Origin of the sequence: Enterobacter kobei (assembly GCF_001729765.1) — a bacterium.
GTDB lineage: Bacteria > Pseudomonadota > Gammaproteobacteria > Enterobacterales > Enterobacteriaceae > Enterobacter > Enterobacter kobei.
Genome location: NZ_CP017181.1, coordinates 38,652 through 51,225 on the forward strand (window position 1 = coordinate 38,652; position 12,574 = coordinate 51,225).

A 12,574-nucleotide genomic window follows, 5' to 3' on the forward strand; every position below is an offset into this window, starting at 1 on the left:
GTGGCGCAAAACTAAGAAATTTTCCCGGTTTTACCTGGACGCTGTCTCAGGCATCTCTCCCGGCTGATTTTTACAATGCCTGCCATTCGCAGGTAAAAATCAGCTCAGGAGCAAACCATGCTGGCCTTCCTCAATCAGGTGCGCAAGCCGACCCTGGATCTGCCGCTCGACGTGCGGCGCAAAATGTGGTTCAAACCGTTCATGCAGTCGTATCTGGTGGTCTTCATCGGCTACCTGACCATGTACCTGATCCGCAAAAACTTTAACATTGCGCAGAACGACATGATCTCGACCTACGGGCTGAGCATGACGCAGCTGGGGATGATTGGCCTGGGATTCTCCATCACCTACGGGGTGGGGAAAACGGTGGTTTCCTACTATGCGGACGGTAAAAATACCAAGCAGTTCCTGCCGTTTATGCTGATTCTCTCCGCCATCTGTATGCTCGGCTTCAGCGCCAGCATGGGCGCAGGCTCCGTGAGCCTGTTCCTGATGATCGCTTTCTATGCCCTGAGTGGTTTCTTCCAGAGTACCGGCGGATCGTGCAGCTACTCCACCATCACCAAATGGACCCCGCGCCGCAAGCGTGGTTCGTACCTCGGCATGTGGAACATCTCGCATAACCTCGGCGGTGCGGGCGCGGCAGGCGTGGCGCTGTTCGGCGCGAACTATCTGTTCGATGGCCACGTGATCGGCATGTTTATCTTCCCGTCGATTATCGCCCTGATTGTCGGCTTTATCGGCCTGCGCTTCGGCAGCGATTCCCCGGAATCTTACGGCCTCGGCAAAGCCGAAGAGCTGTTCGGCGAGGAGATCAGCGAAGAGGACAAAGAGACCGAAGAAAACGAGATGACCAAATGGCAGATCTTTGTTGAGTACGTGCTGAAAAACAAAGTGATCTGGCTGCTGTGCTTCTCAAACATCTTCCTGTACGTGGTGCGTATCGGCATCGACCAGTGGTCGACGGTGTATGCCTTCCAGGAGCTGAAGCTTTCTAAAGAAGTCGCGATTCAGGGCTTCACCCTGTTTGAAGTGGGCGCGCTGGTCGGCACGCTGCTGTGGGGCTGGCTCTCGGATCTCGCCAATGGCCGCCGCGCGCTGGTGGCCTGCGTCGCGCTGGCGCTGATTATCGCCACGCTCGGCGTCTACCAGCACGCCAGTAACCAGTATGTTTACCTGGCTTCCCTGTTTGCGCTCGGCTTCCTGGTATTTGGTCCACAGCTGCTGATTGGCGTGGCAGCGGTCGGGTTTGTACCGAAAAAAGCGATCGGCGCAGCCGATGGGATTAAAGGCACCTTCGCTTACCTGATCGGCGACAGCTTCGCCAAGCTGGGGCTGGGGATGATTGCCGACGGTACGCCAATTTTCGGCCTCACCGGCTGGGCAGGCACCTTTGCGGCGCTGGATGCGGCAGCCATTGGCTGTATCGTCCTGATGGCGATGGTTGCGGTGCTGGAAGAACGTAAAATTCGTCGCGAAAGGCGAGTGCAGAAATTGAAAACAGCCTGAGTGTGCAGGTGACTTCTTTGCCCGGTGCGTTTTGCCGGGCTTTTTTGTTTTGTACGTCCTGCCTTTACTCCGCTTTACACTCTCTCTCCCCTGTATGCTCTACAGTATTTTTGCTGCCGCCTTTTGTGCAGCCTTAGAACGGAGAGCCTGGATGTTAACCCGACGATTATCCTGCCTTGCGCTGCTGATGGCGCTGGCGTCACCCGCAATGGCCGCGGATACCCCTTCCTACGGCGAGAAGCTGGAAGGTTTCGATTATGGCTGGCCGGTAAAACACTTTACCTTTACCTCGCAAAACCAGTCTCTGGATATGGCTTATCTGGACGTTAAGCCGGAAAAACCCAACGGTCGCACCGTGGTATTGATGCACGGCAAAAACTTCTGCGCTGGAACCTGGGACGGCACGATCCGCGCGCTCTCGGCCAGGGGTTATCGCGTGGTGGCACCCGACCAGATCGGTTTCTGTAAATCCACCAAGCCGGAGCGGTATCAGTACACCTTCCAGCAGCTGGCGGACAATACCCATGCGCTGCTCGCATCCCTGGGTGTCGATCGCGTGACGGTTATCGGGCATTCGACCGGCGGCATGCTGGCGACGCGCTACGCGCTAATGTGGCCGCAGCAGGTGGAACAGTTGGTGATGGTCAATCCGATTGGGCTGGAAGACTGGAAAGCGCGCGGTGTTCCGCATATTACCGTCGACCAGTGGTACCAGCGCGAACTGAAAGTCAGTGCCGACGGTATTCGTCAGTACGAGAAAAACACCTACTACGCCGGGGAGTGGAAGCCGGAATACGAGCGTTGGGTGACCATGCTCGCCGGGCTGAACAACGGACCTGGCAAAGCGCGCGTGGCCTGGAACTCGGCGCTGCTCTACGACATGATCTACACCCAGCCGGTGATCTACGAATTTAGTGAGCTGAAGATGCCGGTATTATTGATGATCGGCACGAAGGACAACACCGCCATCGGGAAAGATCTCGCCCCGCCGGAGATCCGCAAGACGCTCGGCAACTATGCGGTGCTGGGCAAAGAGACGGCAAAACGCATTCCGCACGCGACGCTGGTGGAATTTAACGATATGGGTCATGCGCCGCAGATGCAGGATCCTGCGCGCTTCCACGAGGCACTGCAAAAGGGGCTTCAGCGCGGCGATCCGCTTTCAGAATGATTTTCCACCTCTTTTCACTGCACTAATAGCATTTTGCCCGCTGTCGAGGCCTTGCGTTTCCCGCTATGATAAGCGGCTAGTCTGAGGAGAACGCATGGTCTGGATAATGCTGGCAACGCTTGCCGTGGTGTTTGTGGTGGGATTTCGTGTCCTGACCTCAGATTCCCGCCGCGCCATCAAACGTTTAAGCGAACGGCTGGGAATCACCCCAATGCCGGTTGAGTCGATGATCGATCAGTTCGGTAAAACAGCCGGGAATGAGTTTATCCGTTATCTTGAACGCCCGGACGAGGCGCATCTGCAAAACGCGGCGCAGGTATTGCTGATCTGGCAGGTCTGCATTGTCGACGGCAGTGAAGAGAACCTGCATACGTGGCACCGTCTGCTGCGTAAAGCCCGCCTGGGTGCGCCGATCACCGATGCGCAAATTCGTCTGGCGCTCGGCTTTATGCGCGAGATGGAGCCCGACCCGCAGGAGCTTAATGCCTTTCAGCTGCGCTATAACCATCTTTTCCTGCCGGAAGAGGGCGTGTTTTACCTGCATTAGTTCTCCTTCCCGCACAAGATATTCTGAGCGTTCAGGATCTCCTCCCGGTTTTCATTGAGGCGGGTTGCCGCATAGATATCAATATTGAGTCGCTTTGCCTCATCATCCGTTAGCTCGCGGTAACAGAGCCCCTCCTGATTGAAGGTGCATTTTGACTGAGGTAGCAGCGCAAACCCTTTCCCTCTTGCGATACGACTCAGCATCACCAGTGAATCGTCTGGTTCTTTTATGCGCTTCAGCGGCGTTTTCAGCGTGTCAAAGTAGCTTTCACATTTGTCGTAAAACGACGGATTAGCACTTCTGGAAAACCAGAAAATCGGTAAATCACTGATATCGTCGAGAGCGACTTTTTCTTTCAGGCTTGCAGGGTGTAAAGAAGGCATTGCGATAAGGAGCGGCTCCTGGCAAACCCAACGGTACTGGACAATATCTTCATGACCTGTCCCTTTTTCCCCTGTTAGCACCAGATCCAGCATATTTTTGGACAAGCTTTGCAGCAGCTGCGCTGATGTCAGGTCCGGTGTTTCAACATCATCCCCGGCGTTCAGTTTTTGAAGCTGCCTATTCACCGGTTCAATATATTCAAAATTAAGCGTCCGGGTGAGTCCGATCCGTAAGGTGGTTTCAGAGGAGAGGGAATCCGTTTTCAGTTCACTGATTTCGCGAAGAATTTTCTCAGCTTTTACCACCAGTGCGCGCCCTGCTTCAGTGAGGCTTACGTCGTGCGTATTTCGACTGAAGAGCTGACGCTTCAAAACGGCCTCAAGACATTTAATCTGCCGGGTCAGAGGGGGCTGCGTCATCCTCAGACGTTCAGCTGCCTTGCGGAAGTTCAACTCATGCGCGACAGCGAGAAAGCATTGCAATTGTTTGATACTGGGAAGGTTATTGCTGATTAAATGTTCTGCTGTAGCCATAACGATGATCCTGAAAAGCGAAAAGGTATTTTCGTTTTATTTTATCTTCTCAGATCTTACACGGGAACGTTTAAAATAAAAACCTAAAAAAATAGTAATACAAAAACTATATTACAAATTTAATAATTCCATTTGAGTACTGGATTGATAAATTTCTCATGTAATTTTGACTCATTTTCTCTAACGCGAAATATGGCATTTAAATTCTGTTAAAGGTCGCCCACGTAATTATCAGAACTAGCGTGTTTGGCAAGAGGGTTCTGTGTAGATGATTATATCTTGCTTACGAGATGCACAGCAGAAAAAATGGCTAATTATATAAACGATTATTGAGGTAAGTAATATGATTTCAGAGAAATTACCACAAAATATGACGCTAAAGTCATGGCTCGCTTTAGTTATTCTGGCAATTTCAACATTCACCATCGTTACCACTGAACTTGCGCCTGTAGGGTTATTAACTCCTATTGCAGAGGGGCTCCATTCTTCGGAATCCGCGGTTGGCATGACCGTGTCTCTTTATGCGTGGGTAGGGGCATTAAGCGCATTGTTTGCCTCCGTGTTCCTGGGAAATGTGGCGAAAAAGCGTCTTTTGTTGGTACTCACCGTCGTTCTTATGATATCCAATATTTTGGCCGCCACGGTAAGCACTTACGGTGCTCTACTGAGTGCGCGCGTATTGGGTGCACTTGCTCATGGTGCATTCTGGGCAATGATTGGAGCGACTGCAGTAGCCATTGTTCCTGCCCGTTATATCGGTACGGCAACATCAATCGTATTTGGCGGTGTTTCTGCGGCAAGCGTGTTTGGTGTACCGGTTTCAAATTATATTGGCATTCATTTGGGCTGGAGACAGGCATTCTGGCTGATGGCAGCACTCAGCGTCGTGGCCTTTGTGGGCATTACTGTTCTTGTCCCGCAAATAAACAATAAAAGCGCGATGGGTATTGATGCTCTCAAAAGAGTGCTGAAATCGTCCACGCTGTGGAAAATTTACTTTGCCACGCTGCTTGCCGTTACCGCCCACTTTGCCGCATTTACCTACATTGAGCCTTGGTTACACATGCAGAGTTTACTCTCCGCTGCTTTTGTTCCGGCTGTGCTTTTAGTTTACGGCATCGCGGGTCTGGCCGGTAATTTCCTGACCGGCGTGTTGATTGATAAATATCTAAAGATGACGGTAGCTTTATCCGTGCTGCTTATCTGTGCGGTGCTGATCTTCCTCGGACGGTCAGGTTCCTCACTCTCTGTCGCGCTCATTTTCACTGCCATGGTTATCTGGGGCGTTGCGGTATCAGGAGTATTTGTCGGATTTCAGACATGGGTGTTACGTATGGCGGAAGATAAAACGTTTCCAGCCTCAGCACTCTATGTTTCGTTTTTCAATATCGCCATTGGTATCGGTGCTTCAGTGGGGGCCTGGATGGTGTCATCGTTCCCGGTCCCCCTCCTGTATATCGTAGCGGGCACAGCCATTGGCCTTTCCATCCTGCTTGTCGCGGTTATTCCTGCGAGCCTTACGACAAAACATTCTCGCGTGGAGAAATCGTACGAGTCAAATTAACGACTGTGCAAGGCACTGCTGAGAAATAAAAAAACGTGACTTTGTTAGCCATAAAAAACCGGGTCTCCCCGGTTTTTTTACGTTGTTGAGCGGAATATATCAGGCGTTCACACCTTTCATGCCTTCTTCCGAATATCGTTCCCCTTTAATTTCTATCTTCCGATGAATGTTGTTCAGCGATTCAACATCGCTTTTTTCCAGAATAACTTCCGCCGCATGAGCGTTTTCAGCCAGATAACGGGTATGCTTAGTGCCAGGAATTGGAACCAGCTTATCGTATTGTGCCAGCAGCCAGGCCAGAGCAATTTGCCCTGTAGTGCAATCGTATTTCTGTGCAAGCGGGGTAATTGCATCGAGCAACTGGCGATTATGATCCAGACTGGACTGAATAAAACGCGCATTATTCTTGCGGAAATCACCGTCTGCAAAATCGTCGTTGCTGAGGTATTTGCCTGTCAGGAAGCCTCTGCCAAGAGGAGAGTAAGGGACCAGGCCGATACTCAACGCTTTCACAACCGGTAGAACGGTATCCTCAATATCACGCGTCCACAGCGAATATTCGGTTTGCAGCGCGGTGACCGGATGTACCGTATGGGCTCGCTGTAACGTTGAAGCCGACACTTCACAAAGACCAATGTGATTAATTTTACCTTCCTTAACGAGTGTGCTCAGGCACTCCATGCTTTCTTCGACCGGCGTTTCGTTGCTGACCCTGTGAAGATAAAAGAGATCAATCCGTTCAACGCCAAGCCGCTTAAGGGATTCGTTACAGCAGCGGATAATATAGTCGGGTGTGTTATTGATAGTGCGGGCATAGGACTCGTCAGGAGAGCGATCGATACCGCATTTCGTGGCAATTTTAAACTGCTCGCGAGTGCTTTTATCCAGCCCGGCAAGAAAGTGACCGATTAGCCTTTCATTATGGCCACGGCCATATAAATTTGCGGTATCAATAAACGTCACGTTCAGATCGATGAGGTTATGCAATACCTGCAGTGAGCCTTTGTCATCAGTCTGGCCATAAAATTCACTCAGACCCATGGCACCGTAGCCGACGGCACTGACGGTAAGATTTTGAGATAAAGTACGTGTTTTCATAGTTTTTCCTTTTCAGACGCTATGATTGTTTCACCTCAATTGTGGTTACTGAATTTTCATTTTCGTTATGCTGAAAAGGTATCAGTCACCGCCGATCTGCCTTCCGAATCATTAAAAACCACAAAAGTTGTCTAAACGTTAAATTCGTCACACTTTTGATGATAAACTGCGCGACTTTTCCGCACGTTTTTATCTTCAGGTGACGCCATGACAGAACATATCCAGCCCTCGACCAGACCGCAGACCAAAGAGGTTTCTCGCCCCAACTGGTCGGCGGTTTTCTCCGTGGCGTTCTGCGTTGCCTGCCTGATCACCGTCGAGTTTCTGCCGGTCAGCCTGTTGACGCCGATGGCGCAGGATCTCGGCATTTCCGAGGGCGTGGCGGGGCAGTCCGTTACCGTGACCGCCTTTGTGGCGATGTTCGCCAGCCTGTTTATCACGCAGGTGATTGGCGCCATTGACCGCCGCAAAGTGGTTATTCTTTTCAGCGTCCTTCTGACGCTCTCCTGCCTGCTGGTCTCCTTCGCGGAAAACTTCACCCTGTTGCTGCTGGGGCGCGCCTGTCTGGGACTGGGTCTTGGCGGTTTCTGGGCGATGTCCGCCTCGCTCACTATGCGCCTGGTACCCGCGCGTACGGTGCCGAAAGCGCTGTCCGTCATCTTCGGTGCGGTCTCCATCGCGCTGGTGATTGCCGCACCGTTGGGCAGCTTCCTCGGCGGGATCATCGGCTGGCGTAACGTCTTCAACGCGGCGGCGGTGATGGGCGTGCTCTGTATTCTCTGGGTATGGAAGGCATTGCCGTCCCTGCCGGGCGAAGCGGCGCATCACAAACAGAATATGTTCAGCCTCCTCAAGCGTCCGGGTGTGCTGGCGGGGATGACCGCCATCTTTATGGCCTTTGCCGGGCAGTTTGCCTTCTTCACCTACATCCGTCCGGTGTATATGACCATGGCGGGCTTTGACGTGGATGGTCTGACGCTGGTGTTGCTGAGCTTTGGTATCGCCAGCTTTGTCGGTACGTCGCTGTCGTCCCAGTTCCTGAAACGTTCCCTGAAAGTGGCGCTGGCTGGCGCGCCGCTGGTACTGGCAGTGAGTGCCACGGTGCTGGTGCTGTGGGGTAGCGATAAGTGGGTCGCCTCGGCGATTGCGGTTATCTGGGGCTTTGCTTTTGCGCTGGTGCCGGTTGGCTGGTCGACGTGGATTACTCGCTCGTTGGCCGATCAGGCGGAGAAAGCCGGGTCGATTCAGGTGGCCGTGATCCAACTGGCAAACACCTGCGGCGCGGCGGTGGGCGGCGTTGCACTGGACCATCTGGGACTGACGTCGCCGCTGGTGATTTCCGGTACGCTGATGTTGCTGACAGCGCTGCTGGTGGCCGGGAAGGTTAAGGCGAAGTAAACCAAATGTCCCCTCTCCCCTATGGGGAGAGGGGACATCAGGCTACGCCGATGCCTTAACCCTTCTACGCGAATCCATCGAAATCAGCACCACCGACGACACAATCAACAGCGTCCCCAGCCAGTCCGGCAGGGTGAACGCCACACCCAGCAAAACCACCGACAGTAATGCGCTGCTCAGCGGCTCAGCGCAGCTCAGAATGCTTGCCTTCGGCCCGCCAATCATCTGTGCGCCTTTCAGATACAGGCTAAATGTTAGCGCCGTACCGATTACCACCAGGTAGAAGAAGGCCAGCAGCAGGCCGCCGTCAATCACAAAGGTGGTCCCGCGTCCGGCGTAGAACGGCGTCAGCATGAGCCCGGCAATCAACATACTCCAGCCGACAATCGGCAGCGTGCCGTAGCGGGCAATAAGTGTTGAGGGATACGTGGTGTAAAACGCGGCGGCAAAGGCCGAGGCGATACCGAAGAACAGCGCGGCAGGAGAGATGGAGAGCGAGGTCGGGTCGCCGTGAGTCACCAGCAGGAAAGTACCTATCAACGACGTAAAAATCGCTGACAGGACAAACACGCCGGGACGCTTTTTTCGCGCCAGCGCAAACCAGGCCACGATAATGGTCGGTGACAGAAACTGCAGCACGGTGGCGGTAGCCGCGTTGGATTTTTCAATCGTCAGCAGGAAGGTGAGCTGCACGGTAAGCGCGCCAACCAGAGAGAAGAACAGCAGGCTGAGGGCATCTTTGCGATGCTTGATGACCGAGAAAATCTTGTCGCCGTGAACGAAAGAAAGCGTCAGCAGGATCACGCCGGTAAACAGCAGGCGAACCATGGTCAGATAAGGCGAAGAAATGTGGCTTTTCTCCATGATGTACTGCGCGCAAACCCCTGAACTTCCCCATAAAACGGCGGCGATCAGGACGTTTAACATCCCTTTGCGTGTGGAACCCATGTTCTCCCCTGCTATGTTGATTTTTTTGTAGCATAACATGGGATATAGCCGGGTTGTGTGCGGCCTGATGCCCTCACCCCAGCCCTCTCCCACAGGGAGAGGGAGAAAACACTAAAAACGGCAACGTTGCGTTGCCGTTTTGCGTTTACCTTGCTAGAACCACGCCTCCCACATCGCGCCGACGTTGAAGTCGTCCAGCGTTTCGTCTTTGGTATTACTCACGCGGGCGGTGCGTTCGTTATCCACTTTGCCGCCGGTCACGTAGAAGCGCAGCATTGGACGGAACTCCGGCCCCATGGCGATAGACATGTTCTGCGACAGGGTCAGCTTCCAGCCCTTGTTATCGCCGCCGTTGTCATAATCAACGTGCTGCCAGCCCGCTTCGAGCCAGGTGGAGTGAACGTCGTTCCACCAGTGCATTGGGCGCACGATGGCGTTGTAGTTCTTACGGTTGTCGGTCTTATCACGACTGTTGTCGTAGTCGTGGAAGGCGAGGATGTACTCTACCTGCGTGGCCTGGGTGAATTTGTATAATCCTTCGAAGCTGGCGTAAACCGTGGTCAGATCCTCGGTTTTGTTGAACACGCTGTTGTCCGCATTATCGGAGTAACGCGCGATCACCTTGTTCACGCCGCTGTCGTTGGTGTGGCTCAGCACCACGCCGCCCTGCCAGGCGTTCAGGCGCTCGTCGCTTTCAACCGCTTTGGAGTCAAAGCCGTAGTTAGCGTACAGCTCCATGTCGATCGGGCCGAGCTTCATGCCGTGAATTTTTGACGTCGCGGCGTAGTTGCCTTTGTCGCCCGTGCCGGAACCGCCGGTACAGGTGATGCGCGATGGGTTGGCTTCATCCTCCATCACTTCCGGGCTACAGGATTCCACCGCCGCCACGGCAGCGACGTCAAACTGCACGCCGCCGATGTCGAAGTTTTTCACACCGGCACCCTGGCCGTCGTGGTTCATCCAGAAGTAATCGTTAATGCCCTGCTGTGGACGCTGATGGAAGTCACGACCCGCCCAGAAATAGGCGTTCGGGTTGGAGGCCATAATGTTGGTCACGCCCGCGTAGGCTTTTTTAAGGTTAACTTCGTCGCCCCAGTGGTCGATCATCACGTTGATGTCCCAGATGGCGCCGTTATCACCCTTGAAGGCTTTAGAGAGCTGGAATTCCCCACCGTTGCCCTCGTTACCCAGACGACCAATCGCGGAGGCGCCGTTGTAGGAACCGTCCACCGCCACGTATTTCTGATCGGCGGCCTGGAAGTGCGCGCCGTAGCGGGCGTAACCGGTAAATTTCACCCCGAATGGGATCGCCATATCCGGGGATTGCGCCGCGCTTTGCGGCTCGGTCACCACGTCTGCCTTTTTCGCGACCGCCGCATCCATTTTGGCCTGCCGCTCGGCCAGCGCTTTGTCCACCGCTTTAGCCACAATGGCGTCGATTTGCTCCTGCGTAAATTCTTGTGCGAGTACAGAAATTGGGCAAAGCGCGGCGATAACCGCCATGGTTAATGGAAGTTTTTTAATCGTATTCATGGTTGGTAATGACTCCAACTTATTGATAGTGTTTTATGTTCAGATAATGCCCGATGACTTTGTCATGCAGCTCCACCGATTTTGAGAACGACAGCGACTTCCGTCCCAGCCGTGCCAGGTGCTGCCTCAGATTCAGGTTATGCCGCTCAATTCGCTGCGTATATCGCTTGCTGATTACGTGCAGCTTTCCCTTCAGGCGGGATTCATACAGCGGCCAGCCATCCGTCATCCATATCACCACGTCAAAGGGTGACAGCAGGCTCATAAGACGCCCCAGCGTCGCCATAGTGCGTTCACCGAATACGTGCGCAACAACCGTCTTCCGGAGCCTGTCATACGCGTAAAACAGCCAGCGCTGGCGCGATTTATCCCCGACGTATCCCCACTGTTCGTCCATTTCCGCGCAGACGATGACGTCACTGCCCGGCTGTATGCGCGAGGTTACCGACTGCGGCCTGAGTTTTTTAAATGGCGGAAAATCGTGTTGAGGCCAACGCCCATAATGCGGGCGGTTGCCCGGCATCCAACGCCATTCATGGCCATATCAATGATTTTCTGGTGCGTACCGGGTTGAGAAGCGGTGTAAGTGAACTGCAGTTGCCATGTTTTACGGCAGTGAGAGCAGAGATAGCGCTGATGTCCGGCAGTGCTTTTGCCGTTACGCACCACCCCGTCAGTAGCTGAACAGGAGGGACAGCTGATAGAAACAGAAGCCACTGGAGCACCTCAAAAACACCATCATACACTAAATCAGTAAGTTGGCAGCATCACCCATTTTCGACACCCATGCCGTTTTCCGAAATAAAGCAGCGCGGGTTGCCGTAATTATCACGCAGGTTAACCAGAATATCGTAAATACCCGGCGCGTAGATTTCCCAGCCGCGGTACGGGTTCATCTTACGGCCCGGCATGTCGTAGTTATCAAAGAACCACTCCGGCATAAACGGCGCCTGTGGGTTCACCGCGCTGTCACGACACTTAACGCGGCGCGGCTGATAGTAGTTCACGCCGAGCAGGTCGATTTTCCCTTCCGCGATCAGGGCGCTATCTTCCGGCTTACAGGCAGGCAGCTGATCGTATGCCTTCAGCAGCGCAACCAGGTCCGCCGGGTATTCGCCGCGCAGGACCGGGTCGAGGAAGCTGCGGTTAAACATCAGATCCGCAATGTGTGCCGCCTTCACGTCCGCCTGGTTTTGCGAGCGCGGATAGGACGGCGTCAGGTTTAATACGATGCCGATTTCCCCCGCGTAGTGACCGGCGCGGTAGGCCTGAACCGCCTTTGCGTGGGCCAGCACGGTGTGATACGCCACGGTGGCTGCCCGACGAAAATCCACCACGTTCGGGTAGTGGAAGTCGTACAGATAGCCGCCTTCCACCGGCACAATCGGCTCGTTGAAGGTAAACCAGTGCAGCACGCGATCGCCAAACAGCTCGAAGCAAATCTGCGCATAGCGGGCGTATGCGTCCACGACTTCTCGGTTTTCCCAGCCACCGATCGCCTGCATCGCCATCGGCATGTCGAAATGGAACAGGGTAATAAACGGCGTGATGCCCTGTTCATTCAGCTCATCAATGACCTGATGATAAAAATCGACCGCTTCCGGGTTCACTTCACCGATACCGTCAGGGATCAGGCGCGCCCAGCTAATCGAGGTACGAAAGCTGTTGTGGTTCAGCTGCTTTAACAGCTGAATGTCCGTTTTCCAGTGCTGATAAAACGTGGAGGTCTGCTGCGGCCCCACGCCGTTGTGAAAACGGTTTGGCTCGCGGGCAAACCAGTAATCCCACGTGGTTTCCCCCTCTCTTGCCCCTTCCGTCTGGAGAGCGGAGCTTGCGCTGCCCCACCAGAAGTTATCGGGAAATGCGTATTTCATGACCTTTCCTCTTTG

General features: G+C 53.8%; 10 protein-coding genes and 1 pseudogene. 5 read left to right on the forward strand and 6 right to left on the reverse strand.

From position 1 onward, the window contains the following. The first annotated feature begins 117 nt into the window (after window positions 1-117). The 3 genes from uhpT (at window position 118) to BFV64_RS00200 (ending at window position 3,227) form a co-directional block, all read left to right on the forward strand. The gene (gene uhpT / locus BFV64_RS00190) at window positions 118-1,509 is read left to right on the forward strand and encodes a hexose-6-phosphate:phosphate antiporter UhpT (RefSeq protein ID WP_045269323.1); all 1,392 of its coding nucleotides are present in this window, start codon (window positions 118-120) and stop codon (window positions 1,507-1,509) included. Window positions 1,510-1,660: 151 nt separating this feature from the next. After that, entirely contained in the window at window positions 1,661-2,680 is a 1,020-nt protein-coding gene (locus BFV64_RS00195; protein ID WP_063667062.1) for an alpha/beta fold hydrolase, read from the forward strand. Between the two features lie 94 nt (window positions 2,681-2,774). After that, the gene (locus BFV64_RS00200; RefSeq protein WP_045281345.1) at window positions 2,775-3,227 is read left to right on the forward strand and encodes a DUF1198 domain-containing protein; all 453 of its coding nucleotides are present in this window, start codon (window positions 2,775-2,777) and stop codon (window positions 3,225-3,227) included. Here BFV64_RS00200 and BFV64_RS00205 read toward each other — a convergent pair. Next, the gene (locus BFV64_RS00205) at window positions 3,224-4,144 is read right to left on the reverse strand and encodes a LysR family transcriptional regulator (RefSeq protein WP_047343388.1); all 921 of its coding nucleotides are present in this window, start codon (window positions 4,142-4,144) and stop codon (window positions 3,224-3,226) included. The genes BFV64_RS00200 and BFV64_RS00205 overlap by 4 nt on opposite strands. A gap of 343 nt (window positions 4,145-4,487) precedes the next feature. Here BFV64_RS00205 and BFV64_RS00210 point away from each other — a divergent pair, with 343 nt between their 5' ends. Further along, window positions 4,488-5,708: an MFS transporter gene (locus BFV64_RS00210; RefSeq protein ID WP_023331695.1), complete on the forward strand. Its 1,221-nt coding sequence runs from the start codon at window positions 4,488-4,490 to the stop codon at window positions 5,706-5,708. A 99-nt stretch (window positions 5,709-5,807) separates the two neighbouring features. Here the strand turns inward: BFV64_RS00210 and BFV64_RS00215 are convergent, their stop codons facing one another. Further along, window positions 5,808-6,806: an aldo/keto reductase gene (locus BFV64_RS00215; protein WP_069601595.1), complete on the reverse strand. Its 999-nt coding sequence runs from the start codon at window positions 6,804-6,806 to the stop codon at window positions 5,808-5,810. 207 nt (window positions 6,807-7,013) lie between these two features. On the opposite strand from BFV64_RS00215, the gene nepI reads away from it, so the two are divergent. Further along, window positions 7,014-8,204, forward strand: coding sequence for a purine ribonucleoside efflux pump NepI (gene nepI, locus BFV64_RS00220; protein WP_047625371.1), 1,191 nt, complete (start codon window positions 7,014-7,016; stop codon window positions 8,202-8,204). Between the two features lie 42 nt (window positions 8,205-8,246). On the opposite strand, the gene BFV64_RS00225 is transcribed toward nepI, so the two are convergent. From BFV64_RS00225 to BFV64_RS00240, 4 genes and pseudogenes are all read right to left on the reverse strand, one after another. After that, window positions 8,247-9,152, reverse strand: coding sequence for an EamA family transporter (locus tag BFV64_RS00225; protein WP_014881941.1), 906 nt, complete (start codon window positions 9,150-9,152; stop codon window positions 8,247-8,249). A 153-nt stretch (window positions 9,153-9,305) separates the two neighbouring features. Next, complete coding sequence (locus BFV64_RS00230) at window positions 9,306-10,685, reverse strand: carbohydrate porin (protein WP_069601596.1); 1,380 nt, start codon at window positions 10,683-10,685, stop codon at window positions 9,306-9,308. 19 nt (window positions 10,686-10,704) lie between these two features. Then, window positions 10,705-11,402 (reverse strand): IS1-like element IS1B family transposase gene (locus BFV64_RS00235; RefSeq protein ID WP_235611130.1). Its coding sequence is split into 2 segments (ribosomal slippage): window positions 10,705-11,153 and window positions 11,153-11,402, totalling 699 coding nucleotides; the frame shifts between segments, so codons are not numbered across the junction. A 56-nt stretch (window positions 11,403-11,458) separates the two neighbouring features. Beyond that, window positions 11,459-12,559: pseudogene (locus BFV64_RS00240) on the reverse strand (glycoside hydrolase family 1 protein); the annotation flags it as partial. Window positions 12,560-12,574 lie beyond the last annotated feature (15 nt).

Bases quoted from the DNA above. Each gene is read 5' to 3' on its own strand.
- BFV64_RS00225 (WP_014881941.1), bottom strand. From the start codon at position 9,152: ATGGGTTCCACACGCAAAGGGATGTTAAACGTCCTGATCGCCGCCGTT.
- uhpT (WP_045269323.1), top strand. From the start codon at position 118: ATGCTGGCCTTCCTCAATCAGGTGCGCAAGCCGACCCTGGATCTGCCG.
- BFV64_RS00230 (WP_069601596.1), bottom strand. From the start codon at position 10,685: ATGAATACGATTAAAAAACTTCCATTAACCATGGCGGTTATCGCCGCG.
- BFV64_RS00195 (WP_063667062.1), top strand. From the start codon at position 1,661: ATGTTAACCCGACGATTATCCTGCCTTGCGCTGCTGATGGCGCTGGCG.
- BFV64_RS00215 (WP_069601595.1), bottom strand. From the start codon at position 6,806: ATGAAAACACGTACTTTATCTCAAAATCTTACCGTCAGTGCCGTCGGC.
- nepI (WP_047625371.1), top strand. From the start codon at position 7,014: ATGACAGAACATATCCAGCCCTCGACCAGACCGCAGACCAAAGAGGTT.
- BFV64_RS00210 (WP_023331695.1), top strand. From the start codon at position 4,488: ATGATTTCAGAGAAATTACCACAAAATATGACGCTAAAGTCATGGCTC.
- BFV64_RS00200 (WP_045281345.1), top strand. From the start codon at position 2,775: ATGGTCTGGATAATGCTGGCAACGCTTGCCGTGGTGTTTGTGGTGGGA.
- BFV64_RS00205 (WP_047343388.1), bottom strand. From the start codon at position 4,144: ATGGCTACAGCAGAACATTTAATCAGCAATAACCTTCCCAGTATCAAA.